The organism is Pararhizobium gei (assembly GCF_029223885.1).
Classification (GTDB): domain Bacteria; phylum Pseudomonadota; class Alphaproteobacteria; order Rhizobiales; family Rhizobiaceae; genus Pararhizobium; species Pararhizobium gei.
Genome location: NZ_CP119409.1, coordinates 1,867,055 through 1,887,351, shown reverse-complemented (window position 1 = coordinate 1,887,351; position 20,297 = coordinate 1,867,055). Strand labels below are relative to the sequence as shown.

The 20,297-nt window shown below is 59.1% G+C and carries 20 protein-coding genes; 8 read left to right on the top strand and 12 right to left on the bottom strand.

Translation table 11 applies throughout. The annotated features are described in order from the left end of the window. Nucleotides 1–12 precede the first annotated feature (12 nt). Nucleotides 13–480, top strand: a complete 468-nt coding sequence (locus PY308_RS09135; RefSeq protein ID WP_275790442.1) for a MarR family winged helix-turn-helix transcriptional regulator — start codon at nt 13–15, stop codon at nt 478–480. Nucleotides 481–562: 82 nt separating this feature from the next. Here PY308_RS09135 and PY308_RS09130 read toward each other — a convergent pair whose 3' ends face one another. From PY308_RS09130 to PY308_RS09100, 7 genes are all read right to left on the bottom strand, one after another. Beyond that, nucleotides 563–2,755 carry an esterase-like activity of phytase family protein gene (locus PY308_RS09130; protein WP_275790440.1) on the bottom strand — a complete coding sequence of 731 codons (2,193 nt, stop codon included), beginning with the start codon at nt 2,753–2,755 and terminating at the stop codon, nt 563–565. Nucleotides 2,756–2,941: 186 nt separating this feature from the next. Next, nucleotides 2,942–3,214, bottom strand: a complete 273-nt coding sequence (gene hupB / locus PY308_RS09125; RefSeq protein ID WP_275790437.1) for a DNA-binding protein HupB — start codon at nt 3,212–3,214, stop codon at nt 2,942–2,944. Nucleotides 3,215–3,442: 228 nt separating this feature from the next. Next, nucleotides 3,443–5,863, bottom strand: coding sequence for an endopeptidase La (gene lon / locus PY308_RS09120; RefSeq protein WP_275790434.1), 2,421 nt, complete (start codon nt 5,861–5,863; stop codon nt 3,443–3,445). A 431-nt stretch (nt 5,864–6,294) separates the two neighbouring features. Further along, nucleotides 6,295–7,572 (bottom strand): ATP-dependent Clp protease ATP-binding subunit ClpX, encoded by a 1,278-nt coding sequence (gene clpX, locus PY308_RS09115; protein WP_275790432.1) that lies wholly within the window; start codon nt 7,570–7,572, stop codon nt 6,295–6,297. 300 nt (nt 7,573–7,872) lie between these two features. Further along, nucleotides 7,873–8,499, bottom strand: a complete 627-nt coding sequence (clpP, locus tag PY308_RS09110) for an ATP-dependent Clp endopeptidase proteolytic subunit ClpP (protein WP_275790430.1) — start codon at nt 8,497–8,499, stop codon at nt 7,873–7,875. Nucleotides 8,500–8,756: 257 nt separating this feature from the next. Beyond that, on the bottom strand, nt 8,757–10,307 hold the full coding sequence (locus PY308_RS09105; RefSeq protein WP_275790427.1) for a phospholipase D family protein: 1,551 nt from the start codon (nt 10,305–10,307) through the stop codon (nt 8,757–8,759). Nucleotides 10,308–10,320: 13 nt separating this feature from the next. Further along, nucleotides 10,321–11,184 carry an endonuclease/exonuclease/phosphatase family protein gene (locus tag PY308_RS09100; RefSeq protein ID WP_434064219.1) on the bottom strand — a complete coding sequence of 288 codons (864 nt, stop codon included), beginning with the start codon at nt 11,182–11,184 and terminating at the stop codon, nt 10,321–10,323. A 176-nt stretch (nt 11,185–11,360) separates the two neighbouring features. Between PY308_RS09100 and PY308_RS09095 the strand changes: the two genes are divergently transcribed. Beyond that, the gene (locus PY308_RS09095) at nt 11,361–12,608 is read left to right on the top strand and encodes a cytochrome P450 (protein WP_275790424.1); all 1,248 of its coding nucleotides are present in this window, start codon (nt 11,361–11,363) and stop codon (nt 12,606–12,608) included. 21 nt (nt 12,609–12,629) lie between these two features. Here PY308_RS09095 and PY308_RS09090 read toward each other — a convergent pair whose 3' ends face one another. The 4 genes from PY308_RS09090 to PY308_RS09075 form a co-directional block, all read right to left on the bottom strand. Continuing rightward, a complete protein-coding gene (locus PY308_RS09090; protein WP_275790421.1) occupies nt 12,630–12,974 on the bottom strand; it encodes a cupin domain-containing protein in 345 nt (114 codons plus the stop codon). A 108-nt stretch (nt 12,975–13,082) separates the two neighbouring features. Then, nucleotides 13,083–13,541 (bottom strand): MgtC/SapB family protein, encoded by a 459-nt coding sequence (locus PY308_RS09085; protein ID WP_275790419.1) that lies wholly within the window; start codon nt 13,539–13,541, stop codon nt 13,083–13,085. A gap of 123 nt (nt 13,542–13,664) precedes the next feature. Next, a complete protein-coding gene (locus tag PY308_RS09080; protein ID WP_275790416.1) occupies nt 13,665–14,945 on the bottom strand; it encodes an O-acetylhomoserine aminocarboxypropyltransferase in 1,281 nt (426 codons plus the stop codon). Nucleotides 14,946–15,075: 130 nt separating this feature from the next. Next, nucleotides 15,076–15,504 carry a CoA-binding protein gene (locus PY308_RS09075; protein ID WP_275790413.1) on the bottom strand — a complete coding sequence of 143 codons (429 nt, stop codon included), beginning with the start codon at nt 15,502–15,504 and terminating at the stop codon, nt 15,076–15,078. Between the two features lie 167 nt (nt 15,505–15,671). Here PY308_RS09075 and PY308_RS09070 point away from each other — a divergent pair, with 167 nt between their 5' ends. From PY308_RS09070 to PY308_RS09060, 3 genes are read left to right on the top strand one after another with little or no spacing between them, the layout of a single operon-like run. Continuing rightward, the gene (locus PY308_RS09070) at nt 15,672–16,508 is read left to right on the top strand and encodes a DMT family transporter (protein WP_275790412.1); all 837 of its coding nucleotides are present in this window, start codon (nt 15,672–15,674) and stop codon (nt 16,506–16,508) included. Nucleotides 16,509–16,561: 53 nt separating this feature from the next. Beyond that, nucleotides 16,562–16,816: a type II toxin-antitoxin system Phd/YefM family antitoxin gene (locus tag PY308_RS09065; RefSeq protein ID WP_275790409.1), complete on the top strand. Its 255-nt coding sequence runs from the start codon at nt 16,562–16,564 to the stop codon at nt 16,814–16,816. Further along, a complete protein-coding gene (locus tag PY308_RS09060) occupies nt 16,813–17,082 on the top strand; it encodes a Txe/YoeB family addiction module toxin (protein ID WP_275790406.1) in 270 nt (89 codons plus the stop codon). The genes PY308_RS09065 and PY308_RS09060 overlap by 4 nt, the downstream gene beginning before the upstream one ends. Nucleotides 17,083–17,086: 4 nt before the next feature. Here the strand turns inward: PY308_RS09060 and PY308_RS09055 are convergent, their stop codons facing one another. Continuing rightward, on the bottom strand, nt 17,087–17,908 hold the full coding sequence (locus tag PY308_RS09055) for an enoyl-CoA hydratase (RefSeq protein ID WP_275790404.1): 822 nt from the start codon (nt 17,906–17,908) through the stop codon (nt 17,087–17,089). A 347-nt stretch (nt 17,909–18,255) separates the two neighbouring features. Here PY308_RS09055 and rplM point away from each other — a divergent pair, with 347 nt between their 5' ends. From rplM to speB, 3 genes are all read left to right on the top strand, one after another. Further along, nucleotides 18,256–18,720 carry a 50S ribosomal protein L13 gene (rplM, locus tag PY308_RS09050; RefSeq protein ID WP_275790403.1) on the top strand — a complete coding sequence of 155 codons (465 nt, stop codon included), beginning with the start codon at nt 18,256–18,258 and terminating at the stop codon, nt 18,718–18,720. Between the two features lie 2 nt (nt 18,721–18,722). Continuing rightward, nucleotides 18,723–19,196: a 30S ribosomal protein S9 gene (rpsI, locus tag PY308_RS09045; protein WP_275790401.1), complete on the top strand. Its 474-nt coding sequence runs from the start codon at nt 18,723–18,725 to the stop codon at nt 19,194–19,196. 138 nt (nt 19,197–19,334) lie between these two features. After that, a complete protein-coding gene (gene speB, locus PY308_RS09040; RefSeq protein ID WP_275790398.1) occupies nt 19,335–20,291 on the top strand; it encodes an agmatinase in 957 nt (318 codons plus the stop codon). Nucleotides 20,292–20,297 lie beyond the last annotated feature (6 nt).

Below are 20,297 nucleotides of genomic sequence, written 5' to 3'. Positions count from 1 at the left end.
CATATGAGATTCATGAAGCAGCCCTGCGAAGTCTCCGACAAGCTTTTCGAGCTTTACCACCGCGTCCACCGGCTCATCAACGAGACGATGACGGAGGAAGGCGTATCTCTGGCACGCAGCAAGTTTCTCTGTTTTCTCAGCAAGCTCGGCCCCTGCCGCTCGACGGACATCGCCGACGCGCTGAATTTCGCGCCACGCACCGTCACGGAAGCGATCGACGGTCTGGAGCGCGACAAGCTGGTTCTGCGCAGGCCGGATCCCGTCGATCGCCGGGCAAAGATCGTGTCCATCACGGATGTCGGGCGCGTAGTTCTGGAGGCTGCAGAACACCCCCGCAAGCAATTGATCGACGAAATTTTTTCGGTTCTGGATGACGAGCAGCTCGACCAGCTTCAGGATATCGCCAGTCGCCTCGTCGCCAAGGTCGATGATATCCGGTTGCGCAGAGACAGCGCCGGCGAAAAGATTGCCGCCGAGTAACACGTGCTTCATCCCTTAAAAGTTCATGGAAAAGGCCGGAGCATCATGCCCCGGCCTTTTCCGTTACCGGCACAGCGCAAAATTACATCGCGTTCATCGTACCGATCTGGAAGAACAGCGTTTCCCCGGAGGAATCATCGACACCGTCATTGTCGGTGACGACATAGCCGGTGCCGGCGGCATCGACCGCAAAGCCTTCAACCTTGTCAACCACGAAGCCGCCAAACGACGTCAGGTCGGGGATCAGGTCGCGGACCTCTTCCTTTTTGACGACAGGCAGGTCGCCGCCAAGCTTGGCGGACTTCAGATCAGCCAGTGCCACGCGATAGATCTTCTTTAGCTTTGCAGCCTTGCCGATCAGATTGTCTCGCTCGATGACATAGGCATAATCGCCGTAAACGGTGATTTCCGACAGGCCGACCCAGCCGCTCTCCGTCTTTTCGAGCGGATAGCGCACGGCGCCCCACTCTTTCGACGAGGGCTTGTAGGAAACGAGCTTCACGAAGCCCTTTTCATCATCGCCCCATTCGCGCTGAACGGCCATCCACAGCACCTGCTCATCGCCTTCGCCAATGCTGGTTATTCCTTCGAAACCGAAACGCTTCTCGCCGGCACGCAGCTCGGCGGGAATGGCAACTTCCTTCTGGATCTCGCCCTTGCCGTTCACCTGCACGATGGCATGGCTGTAAAGCTTGTCGGCGTCACCTTCTGAGGCGAGCCAGAAACCGCCATCGCCATCCGGCGTCAGGCCTTCGATATCGAGCTTCTGGGCAGGCGCGCCATTGCGCGTGACGCGCAGGGCGTCGGTGATCCTGACTGGCTTCGCCGTCGCATCGATCGTGAAGATCGTCGGCTGCGACGCATAGACCGAATCGTTGACCGCATAGAGAATGCCCGGCTTGTCCTTGACCGCTGCGAGACCCGACAGTGCGCCAAAGCCGATCAGTTCGCCGTCCTTTTCGGTGGAAACGATCTGCGGATAGGCCGCTTCGCCTTCCGCACGCTCATAAATCATGACATGCGAACGGGCGCCGCCATCTTCGACCAGATCGGCTTCGTTGGCCGTGGCAAACAGATTGCGACCGGGAATGGCCACGGCGCCTTCCGGTGAAATGCCCGAGGGCAGGATCTGCAGCAGTTGCGGTTCCGCGCCTGTATCCTTGTAGACGCCGACGACCGAGGCACGCTCGGCCATCACGAAGAACAGGTTATCGTCGCCGAACCTGGCGGCTTCCAGGCCTTCCGGCTCGACGCCCTTCTTGTTGCGCTTGTCCGGATAGTGTCCGATCCTGGCAATCTCGCGCTCGAAGCTTGCGCCGCTTTCGTACTGTACCTTGCCTGTCTTGTCGAAGATGGTGAAGCCGCGGGAGCCGCCCTTCCAGTCGCCTTCGTTGGCAACGACGAGGCGGTTATCGTCCAGCCACTTGACGGCGTCAGGCTCGCGGGCGACGTCTTTCATCTCGCCGGTAAACTTGAGGGCGCCGTCTTTTTTGGTGTCAACGCCTTCAAGATCGACGCTGCCGGCCGAAAAGTGAGTTTTCACGGTGCCCGTCTTGGCGTCGATGATGACGATGTAGTTGTTTTCCTGAAGCGTCAGAGCGACCTCGTCCTGACCGTTGAAGGCGACGAATTCCGGCTCCGGATCGTCGCCAGCGACATCGGCAAGACCGGTGAGGACAACATGCTTGAGCGAACCGCAGTCGATAACGCCATCCTTGAGAGACAGAAGAACGAGGTCGCCCGCAGGCATCTGGGGAATGTCCCCGTCATTGACCTCCTCGTCGCGCTCGTTTTCGATGGCGATCGCGGCGATCGTCTTGTCCTTGTTGAGCGCAATCGAATCCGGCTGACCGCCAAGATCGCAGGTCGTGTCGATGGTCTTCGCAGCAAGATCGACCTGAGCGACGATACCCGAGGGCTTGACGAAACTTTCGCGGGTGTTGACGGCGACAAGCGCCTTGCCACCGGCAATCGTTACCGATGTCGGCTCACCCTGAAAGCTGACGGAACCGCCAGCCCTGGGGACTTTCGCGTCGGTGATGTCGATGAAGCCGATCGCCTTGTTGGGGCTATCGGAATAGACGAGGGTGTTGCCGTCTTCGCTGGCGGTGATGATCTCCGCCGATGTAACGGTCGATTTGCCGGCTGTGGCCGGCAGATTGTCCGCAACCGCGAAGGAGGCGATACGGTTGAAAACAGGCTCTGCGCCGGCGGTTGTGGCCGTCGATGCAGCAAGCAGCGCCGCGAGCGTTGCGGTCAATGAAAAGGTCTTCACGGGAATCCTCCGGGGAAAATGAATACGGAGGCGTTGTGGTCCTGCAGTGTAACAGCCGCGTGACAGCCACTGCGTCGAGAGCGCGAAGCCAAACTGCGGAACAAAAAAAGAGGCCCAGAAAACCGGGCCTCGATTGCACGTCCATAAAGCGCCGGCATTGCGGCTAGCGTTGATGGGCCGCGATCTTTAGTTGACAGCGTCCTTCAAACCCTTGCCCGCAGAGAACTTCGGCACATTGCGCGCCGGAATGTCGACTTCGGCGCCGGTGGAAGGATTACGGCCCTTCGAGGCTTCGCGGTGGCTGACGGAGAAATTGCCGAAGCCCACGAGGCGCACATCGCCGCCGTTCTTCAATTCGCTCTGGATCACTTCGAAAATGGCATCAACTGCAGTCGATGCCTCTTTGTTGGTGATGTTGGCCTTTTCAGCAACGGCTGATACGAGCTCATTCTTGTTCATGTTTCCACCCTTTCATATTGGTTTGAAACGACTCAAATCTTCAAGCCGGGGGCAACATAGACGCCACCTCCGCCTTGACCAACCCAATTGCGCCGAATGCCATGGAATGCAAGGCTTTGCGGGTCATTTTTCAAAAAAAAGACCGGCAACACTGCCGGTCTTCCACTGTTTATCTTTCACACCGCCCGTTATGCCGGCGATGCTACCGATTGACGTGCACGTCAAAGCCTAGTGCGCGATCGACGTTCCCGTGTCGTCAACCGCATCGACCGCAGCAACCGGAACCTTATGCTTGGACGGATCCCATTCGATGGCGACGGGAACGCGCGTCAGGGCATGGCTCAGGACCTCGCCAATATGCGAAACCGGAATGATCTCCATATTGTTCTTCACGTTGTCCGGAATATCCGCCAGATCCTTGGCGTTTTCTTCCGGGATGAGCACCTTCTTGATGCCGCCGCGAAGCGCCGCGAGCAGCTTTTCCTTGAGACCGCCGATCGGCAGCACGCGGCCACGCAGAGTGATTTCACCCGTCATTGCCACATTCCTGTCGACCGGGATTCCGGTCATGATCGAGACGATCGCTGTCGCCATGGCGACACCGGCCGAAGGACCGTCCTTGGGCGTCGCACCTTCCGGCACGTGCACATGGATGTCGCTCGTGTCGAACAGCGGCGGCTCGATGCCGAAGTCGATCGCCCGCGAACGGACGTAAGACGCAGCCGCGGAAATCGATTCCTTCATCACGTCACGCAGATTGCCGGTCACCGTCATCTTGCCCTTGCCAGGCATCATGACACCTTCGATCGTCAGCAGTTCGCCGCCGACTTCCGTCCAGGCAAGGCCCGTAACAACACCGACCTGGTCGGTGCGTTCCGCTTCGCCGTGGCGGTAGCGTGGAACACCGAGATAGTCGTTGATGTTCTCAGCGGTGACTTCGACCTTGTCGGTGCGACCTTTCAGGATTTCGGTCACGGCCTTGCGGGCAACCTTCATCAGTTCTCGCTCAAGGCTACGCACACCAGCTTCGCGGGTGTAAGTCTGGATGATGGTCGACAAAGCACCGTCGGTGATCGAGAACTCCTTCGGCTGCAGCGCGTGGTCGGCGATCGCCTTCGGCAGCAGATGCCGCTTGGCGATCTCCAGCTTTTCTTCCTCCGTGTATCCCGCAATCCGGATCACTTCCATGCGGTCCATCAGCGGCGCCGGGATATTCAGCGTATTCGCCGTGGTGATGAACATCACGTTCGAGAGGTCGTATTCGACCTCCAGATAGTGGTCCATGAAGGTCGAGTTCTGTTCCGGATCCAGCACCTCCAAGAGAGCCGAGGACGGATCGCCACGGAAATCCTGGCCCATCTTGTCGATCTCGTCGAGCAGGAAGAGCGGATTGGACTTCTTTGCCTTCTTCATCGACTGGATGACCTTGCCGGGCATCGAACCGATATAGGTGCGGCGGTGACCACGGATTTCGGCTTCGTCGCGAACGCCGCCAAGCGCCATGCGGATATATTCGCGGCCGGTCGCCTTGGCGATCGATTTGGCAAGCGAGGTCTTGCCGACGCCCGGAGGACCGACGAGGCACAGGATCGGGCCCTTGATCTTCTGCGAGCGCGCCTGAACCGCCAGATACTCGATGATCCGCTCCTTGACCTTGTCGAGGCCAAAGTGATCGAGTTCGAGAACCTGTTCCGCGTGGTGAAGATCAGTCTTGACCTTGGACTTCTTCGACCAGGGAATGCCAAGCAGCCAATCCAGATAGTTGCGAACGACGGTGGCTTCCGCCGACATCGGGCTCATCTGGCGCAGCTTCTTGACTTCCGCGTCAGCCTTTTCACGGGCTTCCTTGGAAAGCTTGGTTTTGGCGATGCGATCTTCAAGTTCGGCCATCTCGTCGCGGCCTTCCTCACCATCGCCGAGTTCCTTCTGGATCGCCTTCATCTGTTCGTTGAGGTAGTACTCGCGCTGGGTCTTTTCCATCTGGCGCTTGACGCGCGACCGGATGCGCTTTTCGACCTGGAGAACGGAGATTTCGCCTTCCATAAAGCCGAGCGCCTTTTCAAGGCGCAACTTGACGCTGGTCGTTTCCAGCATTTCCTGCTTTTCAACGATCTTGATGGAGAGATGCGACGCAACGGTATCGGCCAGCTTCGAATAGTCCTCGATCTGGCTGGCAGCACCGACGACCTCAGGCGAAATCTTCTTGTTGAGCTTCACATAGCTCTCGAATTCGGAAACCACCGAGCGGCTCAACGCCTCGATCTCGACAGGATCTTCCTCCGGCTCTGCAAGGGCATGGGCCATGGCCTCGTAGAAATCGCTACGCGGCGTATAGCCGTCGATTTCGGCGCGTGAACGGCCTTCGACCAGAACCTTCACTGTCCCGTCCGGCAATTTCAGGAGCTGAAGCACATTGGCGATCGTCCCGATCTGGTAGATCGCGGATGGATCGGGATCGTCATCACTTGCATTGATCTGGGTCGCAAGCATGATCTGCTTGTCGGTCCCCATGACCTCTTCAAGCGCGCGGATCGATTTTTCACGGCCGACGAACAGCGGCACGATCATATGCGGGAACACCACGATGTCGCGCAGCGGCAACACTGGGTATGTCGCGCTCTCGATCGCCGGAGACGTTTTATTCGTCATGTCATTTCCTTTCCGTCCCGTTGCCGGGCGCGTTACCCGAAGCGTTCAAGGGCGCTTCCGGCCATCATTTCTTCCACTGTCAGGTGGAGTGCGTAACGTCTGTTTTCAACCCTTTGCCGACGATAGACATGCGAGCGTATCGGCATGCGCGCAGTAGACGCCCCCAGACTGTCGCGTACCTTGCGGCGGACGCGAAAACATTGCCGCTCCAACCGTGGAATCGTATTATAATCGCGTTGTTGGCTGCGTTTAGCAATCGCAGATTTCATGTCTTGATCCGGATTCCCCCGTGTCGCCTCGCGCAAGGGAAACATTCGTTTTCCGGCCGATCTTCGGACGCCTCAATGGCCTGGAAGGTGCACGAATCACAAGCTGCCTCATGAAAAAGGCCCGCACATGGCGGGCCCTCATTTGACTTATTGAAGAGGAGATCAAGCCGAAACGTTGGCTTTTTCTTCCGCACGTTCCGAATAGATATACAATGGGCGGGCGGACCCCTTGACCACCTCGTCCGAGATCACGACTTCGCGGACGCCCTCCAGCGTCGGCAGTTCGAACATGGTGTCGAGCAGAATCTTTTCCATGATCGAACGCAGGCCACGGGCACCGGTCTTGCGGATGATGGCGCGCTTTGCGATTTCGCGCAGCGCATCCTCGTGGAATGTCAACTCCACATCTTCCATCTCGAACAGGCGCTGGTACTGCTTGATCAGCGCGTTCTTCGGCTCCGACAGAATCTGGATCAGTGCCGGTTCGTCCAGATCCTCAAGCGTCGCCAGGACAGGCAGACGGCCGATGAATTCCGGGATGAGGCCGAACTTTACCAGATCTTCCGGCTCCAGTTCGCGCAGGACTTCGCCGACGCGGCGATCTTCCGGCGATTTTACCGAAGCACCAAAGCCAATCGAGGTCTTCTCGCCACGCGCCGAGATGATCTTGTCAAGACCGGCAAAGGCCCCGCCGCAGATGAACAGGATGTTGGTCGTATCGACCTGCAGGAATTCCTGCTGCGGGTGCTTGCGTCCGCCCTGCGGTGGCACCGATGCGACCGTGCCTTCCATGATCTTCAGCAGCGCCTGCTGCACCCCCTCGCCCGAAACGTCCCTGGTGATCGAAGGATTGTCGGACTTGCGCGAGATTTTATCGACTTCGTCAATATAGACGATGCCGCGTTGCGCCCGCTCGACATTGTAGTCGGCCGACTGAAGCAGCTTCAGGATGATGTTTTCGACGTCTTCACCGACATAGCCGGCCTCGGTCAGAGTCGTCGCATCAGCCATGGTGAACGGCACGTCGATGATACGCGCCAAGGTCTGCGCGAGATATGTCTTGCCACAGCCTGTAGGGCCGACGAGCATGATATTGGATTTCGCCAACTCGACATCGGTACCCTTGGCTGCGTGGGCCAAGCGTTTGTAATGGTTGTGGACTGCAACCGACAGAATACGTTTGGCCTGCTGTTGGCCGATCACATATTCGTCGAGAACCTTGATGATCTCCTGGGGCGTCGGAACGCCGTCACGGGATTTGACCATCGACGTCTTGTTCTCTTCGCGGATGATGTCCATGCAGAGCTCGACGCATTCATCGCAGATGAACACGGTCGGTCCGGCGATCAGCTTGCGAACCTCATGCTGGCTCTTGCCGCAGAAGGAGCAGTACAGGGTATTCTTCGAGTCACCGCCGTTGCTGCCGCTGACTTTGCTCATATCACTTTCCTTCCAGCACGCCGCACACCTCAAAAGAGGAAACGGACCACTCAACCCGCACCGCAACCTCACGCCCGGTTGGCGAAAGACGGCACTTCCAGGAGTACGAGCCGGCCCCAGACAACTCTGTCCGACCTCCGGCAGCAACGAATCTCCTACCAAATACCGAATACTAGGACTTCAACTTCACCATAGCATTAACGGTCGATATTAACGGCTTTAGCCTGCGGATAAACCCCCAAGAGGTTACAAATGTGTCACAAATGCATCTATCCGCACAAAAAAGCTTGAAAGCAGGGTTTAAACCGCCGCTTCCATGGCCTCACGCGATGTGATGACCTTGTCCACGACACCCCAGCTCAGAGCTTCGTCTGCGGTCATAAAGTGGTCACGATCCAGCGTTTGTTCAACCTCTTCCAAGGTCCGGCCGGTGTGTTTGACGTAAACTTCGTTGAGACGACGTTTCATTTTCAGAATATCGCGGGCATGACGCTCGATATCCGAGGCCTGCCCCTGAAATCCGCCCGAGGGCTGATGAACCATGATCCGGGCGTTCGGCGTGGCGAAACGCATGTCCTTGTGGCCGGCGGCGAGAAGCAACGAGCCCATGGATGCGGCCTGGCCGATGCAAAGCGTCGATACGGCGGGCTTGATGAACTGCATCGTATCGTAAATGGCCATTCCCGCCGTGACGACGCCGCCTGGGGAATTGATGTAAAGCGCAATTTCCTTTTTCGGGTTCTCGGCCTCGAGGAACAGCAGCTGCGCGCAAATCAGCGTCGCCATGTGGTCTTCCACCGGTCCCGTCAGGAAGATGATGCGTTCTTTCAGGAGGCGCGAGAAGATGTCGTAGGAACGTTCGCCGCGATTGGTCTGCTCGACGACCATCGGCACCAAAGCCATGGCGGTATCAACGGGATTTCTCATGTCAAACCTTTGTCTGTCTGGCACACAAGCCTCTCGCGTGCCGGGAATCATCTGGAATATCTCTTCTCTTACATAGAGTGTGGGAGTACCCGACTTCAAGTCGCGAACTCTGCATAACGTTAACAGGCGGCCCGCGGCCGGGACAGCAGCACACCGGCCCGTGTCGCGCCTCTCGCCGGACGCGTTTGGCGACACGCGAAAACACGGCCGGGCATTTTCATTGCGCCGCAGGATTTGCAGAAGCGAGGGAAAAGCGCTCAGAGCTGCGATTCGATCGGCAGGATACCGATGATGCCGGCAGTGACACGGCGGAGAAATCCAGCCTCAGGCTCGCGGCGAAGGATCCGCGCTTCCCCCCCGGTGCTGTCGTGCCAACGCAGCCTGCCGCTTTCCAGCGTCAGCCGGAAGCTGTTGGCCGGGCGTGTTTCCTCATCGAAAACCGCCACCACCGCGTCGACGAGCGCCGCATGCGTGAACACCACGCCCATCTCCGTGTTCAGGGAGGCCGAGCGTGGATCGAAATTCAACGAACCGACAAACGCCGTCTTGCCATCGACGGCGAAAGCCTTGGTGTGCAGGCTGGCGTTGCGGGATCCAAACAGAGACATGCGCTGCGGGTCCGACGTTTCGTGTATTGCCTTCAGTTCGAACAGCACGGCACCGCCGCGCAGCAGGGCCTTGCGGTAATTGGCATAGGCCCCGTGAACCGCAGCGACGTCGGTGGCCGCCAGAGAATTGGTCAGCACCGCGACTTGGACATTGCGTTGCGCCAGTTCAGCAAATGTCGTCGTTCCGGCGGCGCCGGGGATGAAATAGGGCGAAATAATCCGGACGGTTTGCGTCGCCGATGTCAGCACCGGAAGCAGTTCGTTCATGATCCAGTTGTTGCGCTTCTGAAGGAATGCCTTTTCAGGTGGGTCGGCAACGAGCTTCACGTCGGCGGTCCAATGCAAGTGCTCTGCGCGTGGCATCGCGCCATCGCTGCGGGCCGCCTCGTCTGTCTGGAGCAGATAATGGCGACCGCCGGACGTCTGGGCCGCCGTCTGGACCTTGTACCGAAGAGCGGGAAGATAGTGCTTTCGCGGCGTACGCAACAGGCCGATGGGGACGACAACTGCGCTGTTCCAGTAGCGGTCGAAAACGGCAGAGGCTTCCCAGGCCACCGGGCCGAGCGCCCAGACGTCGAGATCGCGAAAGTTCGCCTCCTCGGCCGCGTCGAAATAGGCATCGCCGATGTTGCGTCCGCCGGCGATCACGATGCGGCCGTCGGCGATCCATTGCTTGTTGTGCATGCGCCGTGTCGCCCGGAACGGCCGCAACACCATTTCCAGGCCTCGCCGGAAGCGGTCGGCGCGAGCGCGGCTGGGATTGAACAGGCGAACCTGAATATTGGGATGTGCGTCGAGCGCCAGGCACATCCGGTCGTGCAGCCCGGCATTGATATCGTCGAGCAGCAAGCGGATCTGTACGCCCCGATCGGCAGCTGCGAGAATTTCGCGGGTCAGCAACCGTCCTGTCAGATCGTTTTTCCAGTAGTAATACTGGAGATCGAGGCTGCGGCCGGCAAGACGTGCCGACAGGGCACGCAGCGCAAACGCCGCCATATTGTCCGAAATCAGGGAAACACCGTTCTGCCCCGGATGCGCCTTGAGCAGCGGCGCGGCCATCCTGTCCAGCGCCGTCTGCTCGGGCTCCGGCTTAAGCGCCAAACCCGCCTCCCCGTGCAGGCGCCGGCCAAACCGGCCATAGGCATAGACCAGGGCCAAAGCGAGCATGACAACGCTTAAGATAACGAGGGGCGCGCTCATGAACCAGACCGCCTTACGATTCTGTGGCCGGAGCAGCCGCAGCCAAGCTGTCCATCGCGCTCTTCAGATCGATATACGCCCTGATCGGCAGATGATCGGAAGCGATGCGGGCCAGCGGCGTGTTGTGCACCTCGACACCCGTCACCAGGCTGTGCGGGCTGCCCATCACCCGGTCGAGCGCAAGAAGCGGAAAGCGGGAGGGAAAGCTCGGCACTGCCGTCGCGGCATGATCGAAGACCGGGCTGAGCGAACTGAGGGCCGAACGGCGACCGAGTCGCCACTCGTTGAGATCGCCGATCAACAGGGTCGGCCGCTCCTCCGCTTCGCTGATCGCCTTGAGAATGGCCTCGGCCTGCCGCGCCCGAGAGTGGCGCAGGAGGCCGAAATGGGCGGCGATAATGCGCAGCGGCCCGGCCTTCAGGTCGAGATCGACGACCAGCGCGCCGCGTGGCTCGACACCCGGCAATGTCAACTGGTGCACCCTGGCGACGACGCCCTCCCGCAACAGGAGAACATTTCCGTGCCATCCATGCCCCTTGGAGGAAAATGCCGAGATCGGCACTGAAATCAGGTGACAGTCCCGGTGCAGCCGCTCGAGATCAAGGAGCCCGGCCCTTTCGCCGAACCGTTGGTCGGCTTCCTGAAGCGCTATGATGTCGGCACCGATCTCACTGATGACTTCAGTGGTCCGGCCGGGATCGAAGCGGCCGTCGGTGCCGACGCATTTGTGGATATTGTAGGATGCAATGACGGTATCGCCGCGCTCACCGGGGGTTTCGCGGCCGGCCAGTACCACGCGCTTGCTGCGGATCGCGGCCAGGATACCGGCGGACAGGCTGGTGTGCGGCAATGTGTTTTTCCGGTCATCGTTGTTCATTCGCCAAGAAATAGACATATGACGCAGCAAGGCAAGACATGGGCTTGAAATGGCGGGCCGAGGGTGAAGCAATCCCGAGGCTTGTAGCGATATCTGGCACCGGCCACGACAATCTGCTTGTCGTTACCGCGACTTGATCCGTAGAACGAACACAGCTTCCATCAGAGAGAACGACGATGCCAGCCGCCCCTGCCCTTACCGTCCACGCGCCCAGCAGAACCGTTAGCATCGATGTGCGAAACCCGGCCTTCTTCCAAAACCCACATTGGACCTATGCCGCGCTGCATGCGCACTGCCCGGCTTTTTTCTGGGAGGAAAGGCAGCAATGGTATTTCGCAGGCTATGACCAGGTGAACGGACTTTTGCGGGACCGGCGCTTCGGGCGGCAGATCCTGCATGTCGCGACACGCGACGAACTGGGAATGTCCGCGCCGAAGCCGCATCTTGCGGACTTCGACCGTCTCGAAGCCAATTCCCTTCTCGAACTCGAACCGCCGGCCCATACCCGGCTGCGCACACTGGTCAACCGCGCTTTCGTCTCGCGCCAGATTGAGCAACTGAGACCGGACATCACCGCACTGGCAAATCGCCTGATCGACGGATTCGAGAAGGACGGCGAAGTGGAGCTTCTCAAGGCCTATGCCGAAATCGTGCCTGTGACAGTGATTGCCCGGATGCTCGGCGTGCCCACGGATATGGCGCCGAAACTGCTGGACTGGTCGCATCGCATGGTCAAAATGTACATGTTCCAGCCGACGCTCGAGACCGAGCTTGATGCCAATCGGGCATCCTCGGAGTTCGGCGATTATCTCAAGAGCCTGATCGGCTGGAAACGGGCCAATCCGGGCGACGACCTGCTCACGCACATGATCGTCACGGAAAAGGACGGCGAGCGGCTTTCCGATGACGAACTGATCTCGACCGCCGTGCTGCTGCTCAATGCCGGCCATGAAGCGACGGTTCATCAACTTGGCAACGCCGTGCGCGTGCTTCTGGAAACCGGAACGCCCGCCGCGACCGCCTTTGCGAGCGATGCAGACATTGAGCGAACGATCGAGGAATGCATGCGCCATGCCGCCCCGTTGCACATTTTTCAGCGCTATGCCCTATCGGATATCGAGCTGGAGGACGGCATCAAGCTTAAAAAGGGAGATCAGGTCGGTCTGATGCTCGCCGCCGCCAATGTCGATCCGAAGAAGTTCTCGGATCCGCTCGCCTTTCGCCCCGACCGCAACGAAGGTCCGCATCTGTCCTTCGGTGCCGGACTGCATTTCTGCATCGGCGCGCCGCTGGCGAGGCTGGAGTTGAAACTGTCGCTGCCGATCCTGTTCGAGCGCCTGCCCGGCCTGCGCTTCAAGACAGAGCCTAAAGTGAGCGACAACTATCATTTTCACGGATTGGAAAGACTGGATCTGACCTGGTGAGCGCTAGTCATCGCCCTTGGGTTAAACCCGTATCACATAATCCTTGCGAGTCGTTTCAATCACTTCCCAGCTTCCCTTGAAGCCGGGCCTGAGAATCATGCTGTCGCCGGCCTTCAGGTGCGTCTCGGCGCCACCATCCTCAGAAACAACGGAACGACCCGAGAGAATGTGAAAATACTCCCATTCATCATAGGCAATTCGCCATTTTCCCGGTGTCGCCTCCCAGATCCCGGCATAGAGGCCACCACTTGCCTCTTCGATATTCCAGGTGCGAAACTGCGGATTTCCCGAGATCAACCGGTCGGCCGCAGGCGCGCCGATTTCTGGTTCGGTAGTCAAATGATCGAAGACAGTCGCGTAGGCCATTATTTTACCTCAGTCTATTTTGTATCGTGCCGATAGCAGGCACCTTCTGATCGCTAGATGCCGACAGATTCCTCACCAATCAAAGTGCCGAGACGGCAGCGGCACGAACTACGATCCTTCCGGTTTGTCTTCGCCATCGGGCTTAAAATTCGTCATGATGCGGAGCGTCAGAAAGGTCATAATCGACAGGACCAGGGCAATGTCATAGGCGCCAAGCCCGACCGCTGTGCCGATGGCGCCCGTTGCCCACAGACTTGCGGCTGTCGCGGTGCCCCTGACGCTGTTCCTCACGACGAGAATAGCACCACCGCCGATGAAGCCCATCCCGGTGATGAGGCCTTCGACGATCCTGGCCGTCGCCTCCGGGTTGCCCGCCGTCAGGTTTTCCGTCGCCTGGATAAAGCCGCAGCTTGCGATCGCCACGAGAGGAAAGGTGCGCAAACCCGCACTCCTTTCGCTCTTTTCCCTGTCCCAGCCGATCGGCAGCGCCAGGATATAGGCCACGAGCAGGGCGCCGAGATGCGGCACGATGTTGAACGTTATGCCGATCGCAGCAAGCTGATCCATCACTTGTTTTCCCTCCCAAGAAACCGGCGCAGGGGACTGGGCCTGAAAACACCGACCACTTATAAAAAATCACGGTTTCGCCGGAATCAGCTACCCGCTCACGAACGACCAGTCCTCAATCCGTCAGATCTTGGCGAGCGCCTGCTCGATATCCGCGATGATATCGCCGACATCCTCGATACCCACCGAAAGACGGATTACTTCAGGTCCCGCACCTGCCGCCGTCTGCTGCTCCTCGGTCAACTGGCGATGCGTTGTCGAGGCCGGGTGTATGACCAGCGATCGGGTGTCGCCGATATTGGCCAGATGCGAAAACATCTCGAGTTCTTCGACGAAACGCTTGCCGGCCTCGTAGCCGCCCTTGAGGCCGAAGGTGAACACGGCGCCGGCCCCCTTGGGCGAATAGCGTTGCTGCAGCCGATGATTGGCACTGCTTTCGAGACCCGCATAATTCACCCAGGATACTGTCTCCTGCGTGCCGAGCCATGTGGCCACCGCCATTGCATTGTCGCAATGGCGCTGCATGCGCAGCGGCAAGGTTTCGATACCGGTCAGGAGAAGAAAGGCGTTGAAAGGCGAGATCGCCGGCCCGAAATCGCGCAGGCCTAAAACACGGCAGGCAATGGCAAACGCGAAATTGCCGAAGGTGGCGTGCAGCACCATGCCGGCATATTCCGGACGCGGTTCCGACAGCATGGGATATTTGCCAGATCTGGACCAATCGAATGTGCCGCCGTCAACGATCACCCCGCCCATGGAATTGCCGTGGCCGCCCATGAATTTCGTCAGCGAATGCACGACGATATCTGCGCCGTGCTCTATCGGGCGCAGCAGATAGGGCGTCGCCATCGTGTTATCGACGATCAAAGGCAGGCCGTGCTTCCTGGCTATCGCCGAAATCCCTTCGATATCGACGAAGGTCCCGCCCGGGTTGGCAAGGCTTTCAATGAAAATCGCCTTCGTGCGGTCGTCGATCTGGCTTTCGAAGGCAGCCACATCCGCCGTATCGACCCAGCGAACCTGCCAGTCGAAGGACTTGAAGGCATTGCCGAACTGGTTGACGGAACCGCCATAGAGCTGTCGCGCGGCGAGGAAATTATCACCTGGGCTCATCAGCGTATGGAAGATCAAAAGCTGGGCGGCATGTCCGGATGCAACGGCCAAAGCGGCCGTGCCGCCTTCGAGAGCCGCGACACGCTCCTCGAGCACGGCAGTCGTCGGGTTCATGATACGCGTATAAATATTGCCGAAAGCCTGGAGACCGAACAGCGCGGCGGCATGATCCGCATCGTTGAAGACGAAGCTGGTGGTCTGGTGGATGGGCGTTACCCTTGCGCCGGTGGTCGGATCGGGCGCAGCGCCGGCGTGAATGGCAAGCGTCGCAAACCCTGGATTGTTTTTCATGACGATGTCCTCCCGTGATCAATGGGGCCGTGCTGTTCCAAACAGCATCCGCCCCAAAGAGACTGTTTTCCCATATAGCGCATATCCGCCAAAAGATCCGCCTTCAGCAGACTGTCGACCACTGCCGGCATCAACCGACCAAGCGCGGATACTCGATTGCCGGGCAACGGTCCATGACAACCTTGATGCCCCGCTCTTCCGCTTTGGCAGCCGCCAGGTCGTCGCGAACAGCAAGTTGGCCCCAGATAATTTTCGGGCGTGTCTGGAGGGTGAGGATTTCATCGACCAGTGCCGGAAGCGCGGCGGCCGCGCGAAAGACATCCACCATGTCGATGGGCTCGGGAATATCGGCGAGACGCGCATAGACGGTCTGACCGTGAATGCTCTTGCCGGCCTGCCCCGGATTGACCGGATACACGCTATAGCCCTTGCGCAGCAGGAAAGCCATGACGCGATAGCTTGGACGTTCGGGATTGGGCGAAGCCCCGACGAGAGCTATGGTCCTGGTCGATTTCAGAATATCGGCGAGGTAACAATCGGGATAATGGTCGTGAATCATGGAATAACCTTCAGGCAACTCACTTTGCCGCGATAATTTGGTACATCTGCCTTGCCTGTCAACCGCGCGGGACCAAACGGTTGATGCATCTGACCAATCCGGTAACTTCCTTCCGCAGCAACTCTGCGGTTAGGATATCAACATCTGGTCCAATCCGAAGGTTTATCTTGCCCCTCGACGTTACCGCTCTCGTGCTCCTCGGCGCACTTCTCCATGCCGTATGGAATGCCCTCGTCAAGGCAGGGTCGGACAAATCCCTTGACGCCGCAATGATCGCGCTGGGCGCCGCGATCGTCGCTGTTCCCGTCCTGCCCTTCATGCCCTTGCCAGATCCGGATGCGTGGCTCTTCATCCTGGCGTCCGCACTGTTCCAGTTCGTGTATTTCCAACTCGTCGCAGCCTCCTACCGTGCCGGCGACATCGGTCTCGTCTATCCCTTGATGCGCGGCGTGGCTCCGCTTCTGGTGGCCGCATCAAGCGGCGTCATCCTTGGTGAGCGTCTGTCAGCCGGCGCTCTCGCCGGGGTGGCGACGATCTCGGCCGGCGTTCTGACGCTTGCTTTCGAGGCCCGCAATGGTGGCGCCCGCGCCATCCTTTTGGCGCTTGCCAACGCCTTCGTCATCGCCGGCTACACCTATATCGACGGCATCGGGGCGCGGCTGTCGCTGAACCCGGTTTCCTACACCCTCTGGATGGCGCTTTTGCCGCCGGTGCTCCTCTTTGCCTGGGCCTTTTCACAGCGCGGCGTCGCGCCCGTGCTTTTCCATGTGCGACAGCAGTGGTGGCGTGGCCTTGTCGGCGGCGCCGGCTCGATCGGCGCCTATGGCCTGGCGCTTTGGGCCATGACGAAAGCGCCCGTCGCAACGGTCGCGGCTCTCCGCGAAACGTCGATCCTCTTCGCCATCGTCATCTCAATCGTCTTCCTCAAGGAACGGATAAGCCCCTTCCGCATCGCTGCCGGCTGCCTGATCGCGCTGGGAGCACTGATGCTGAAGCTGGCTTGAGATTTGAATCGAACCATGCGAATGTACAGAAACACGTACAGAGGATGCCCCCCATGAACGTCATCAGCTTTTCCGAACTGCGCGCCAACATGGCCAAACACTTCGATAAGGTCGAAGAGGATCACGATGAGCTTATCGTAACACGGCAGAACCGCGAGCCGATGGTCGTAATGTCGCTCAGCGATTTCGAGAGCTGGAAGGAGACAATGTATCTTCTGAGCAATCCCGCAAACGCGAGAATGTTGCGCGCGTCCATCGCGGAATTGGATGCAGGTCTCGGCATTGAGCATGCGTTGATCGATCCGTGAAAGTTCTTTTTACCGGAAAAAGCTGGGATCACTACCGCTCCTGGGCTGAAGCAGACAGGACAACTTTGCTCCGGATCAATATGCTGATTGAAGATTGTCGTCGCACACCATTTTCCGGCCTTGGCAAACCTGAGCCCCTTCGTGGTGAGTTGAAGGGCCTTTGGTCACGGCGTATCAATGAAGAAGACCGTTTGGTTTACCGTGTCTCCGGAAAAGGCGAAACGCAGACCATCGAGCTGGTCGCCTGCCGCTACCACTATAAATAAATCCTCATTCATCCTTCCACTCCGGCGTTCGCTTCTCGATCACCGCGCCCATCCCCTCCACTGCATCCGGCGCCAGCATGTTGTCGACCATGACGCCGACGGTATAGTCATAGGCTTCGGCAATGCCCATGTCCGCCTGCCTGTAAAAGGCCTGCTTGCCGATCTTCAGTGCCTGCGGCGACTTCGAGGCGATAATGGCGGCGTATTTGTTGACCACCTGCTGGAGATACTGTTTGGGCACGATCCTGTTGACCAGGCCGAAGTCCTTGGCGGTGGACGCATCGATGGTTTCGCCCGTCAGCAGCATTTCCATGGCCTGCTTGCGATGGGCAGCGCGGGAAACCGCAACCATCGGCGTCGAGCAGAACAGGCCGATATTGACGCCGGGCGTGCAGAAGGTCGAGCTGTCGGTGCAGATCGCCAGATCGCAACTTGCCACCAACTGGCAGCCGGCGGCCGTGGCCAGCCCGTCGATCTCGGCGATCACAGGCTGGGACAACCGGTTGATCTTCAGCATGAGATCGGCGCCGAGACGCAGCGTTTCGTCGAAAAAAGCCCGGCCCTTGTCACCGTCGGCGCGATGCCCGGTCAATTCCTTGAGATCATGACCGGCTGAAAACAGCGCGCCGGAGGCAGCCAGGATGACCACCCGAATGTCGCTGGATTGCGCGACCTCGTCCAGTTCGGCCATCAGCGCCTGCATGAGCGCGATGGACAGAACATTGGCCGGGGGATTGTTCAGCGTCAGCCTCAGTACCCTGCCGGACAATTCCCTCAAGACCAGCCCCTGCGGCTCTTGGCGGTGCAGCGAAACCACGTCGGCCATATTCCAACTCCTCAGTCCGATGAATCGTCACGCTTGCTACGCCGGGGCGTCGATGGTTTCAAGCGTGAGGCCCCAAAACCGCACTTCACCATTGTCGACGGGCAGAAACCTTCGGTTAAAATTGTGGTATTTTAATACCTCACATTTAAATAATTGTTTTTATTATGTTATTTTTCCATGTCACAAAATCCGCGCGCTTGACGGAATTTCACCTCTTGCGTATAAGCCACTCCAGATCGCGGTCCTTCGGGGCCGCTTTCATTTTTGGTGCGCGCATGCCTGCCAAATCAAGCAACAAAAAACGCCCGGGCGGCAACGCATCGGGTCTCAAGCGAAAGAGTTTTACCATGTCAACCTTCGTTCAGAAGCCTGCAGAGGTGGAGAAGAAGTGGATCCTCATCGACGCCGAAGGCCTCGTTGTCGGTCGCGTCGCTTCCATCATCGCCAACATCCTGCGCGGCAAGCATAAAGTCACCTATACGCCTCACGTTGACGATGGTGACAATGTCATCGTGATCAACGCCGAAAAGGCAGTCCTGACCGGCAAGAAGTACTCCGACAAGACGTACTACTGGCACACCGGTTATCCGGGCGGCATCAAGGAGCGCACAGCGCGCCAGATCATCGAAGGCCGCTTTCCGGAGCGCGTTCTCGAGAAGGCTGTCGAGCGCATGGTTCCCCGCGGTCCGCTTGGCCGTCGCCAGATGAAGAACTTGCGCGTATACGCCGGTACAAATCATCCGCATGAAGCACAGCAGCCGGCCGTCCTCGACGTCGCCAAGCTGAACAGCAAGAACGTAAGGAGCGCCTAATCGTGGCTGATCTCTCTTCTCTGAAAGACCTCGGCACCGCGACTGAAACGAAAGCTTCGGCTCCGGTTCACGTCCGCAAGGTTGACGCCCAGGGCCGCTCCTACGCGACCGGCAAGCGCAAGAACGCCGTTGCCCGCGTCTGGGTCAAGCCGGGCTCCGGCAAGATCACGATCAACGGCCGCGAATTCGCGACCTACTTCGCCCGTCCGGTTCTGCAGATGATCCTGCGTCAGCCGATCTTCGCGGCTGCCCGCGACGGTCAGTTCGACATCGACGCAACGGTTGCTGGTGGCGGCTTGTCCGGCCAGGCCGGTGCCGTTCGTCACGGCATCTCCAAGGCGCTGACCTACTTCGAGCCGGGCCTGCGCGGCGTTCTGAAAAAGGGCGGCTTCCTGACCCGCGACAGCCGCGTCGTCGAGCGCAAGAAGTACGGCAAGGCCAAGGCACGCCGTTCGTTCCAGTTCTCGAAGCGTTAATCGTTTCCAAAATTCTGGATCTGGAAAAGGCGGGCTCTCCCGCCTTTTTCTTTGGCCCGTCTTTTCTTCGAGTTGGCACGGCCGTCTTGCCAATGCTCTCATGATTGTCCACCTTGCTGCCAAATCCAAGGACAGATCATGGCCAACAAGAGTATCGACCACGCGATAACCGCTCCCTCCCTGACGAGCGCCGCCTCCGACCCCACCCATGCCGGTATTCTCTCGTTCATGCGGCGGAAATATACGAAAAGCCTGACGGACGTCGATGCCGTCGTTTGGGGCATTCCCTTCGATGCGGCGACGTCCAACCGTCCCGGCGCCCGTTTCGGGCCGCAGGCAATCCGCCGTGCCTCGGCGATTTTCGACAACGACCCGCAATACCCTTTTGAACGTGATCTCTTTGAAGGGATGGCGACGATCGATTACGGCGACTGCCTGCTCGACTACGGCAATCACGCGGCCACGCCCGAAACGATTCGCAGCCAGGCGGAGACGATCCTCTCAAGCGGCGCTTTTCTGCTGACACTGGGCGGCGATCATTTCATCACCCTGCCGCTGCTGCGCGCCCATGCCGCCCTGCACGGTCCCCTTGCTCTTGTCCAGTTCGATGCCCATCAGGATACCTGGCCGGATGAGAAAGGCCGCATCGACCATGGATCGTTTGTCGGCCGTGCTGTTGAGGAAGGACTGATCGATCCGGCCGCATCCATCCAGGTCGGCATCCGCACCCATGCGCCGGAGGATTTCGGCATTCGTGTGCTTTTTGGCTACGAGGTCGAGGATTTGACGGCTGTAGAGATTGCCGACCTTATTCTTCACCATGTCGGCGACCGCCCCGCCTATCTGACCTTCGATATCGACTGCCTCGACCCGGCCCATGCGCCGGGAACCGGCACGCCCGTGTCCGGTGGGCCTTCCAGCGCCAAGATCCTGTCGGTGATCCGCAAACTGGCGGCGCTGACCATCAAGGGCGCCGACGTCGTCGAGGTGGCGCCTGCCTATGATCATGCCGACATTACCGCCATTGCCGCCTCAACCATCGCCATGTATATGCTCGGCCTGCATGCCGGGCAGCTGGCGGAACGACGCGGGTGACAGTAT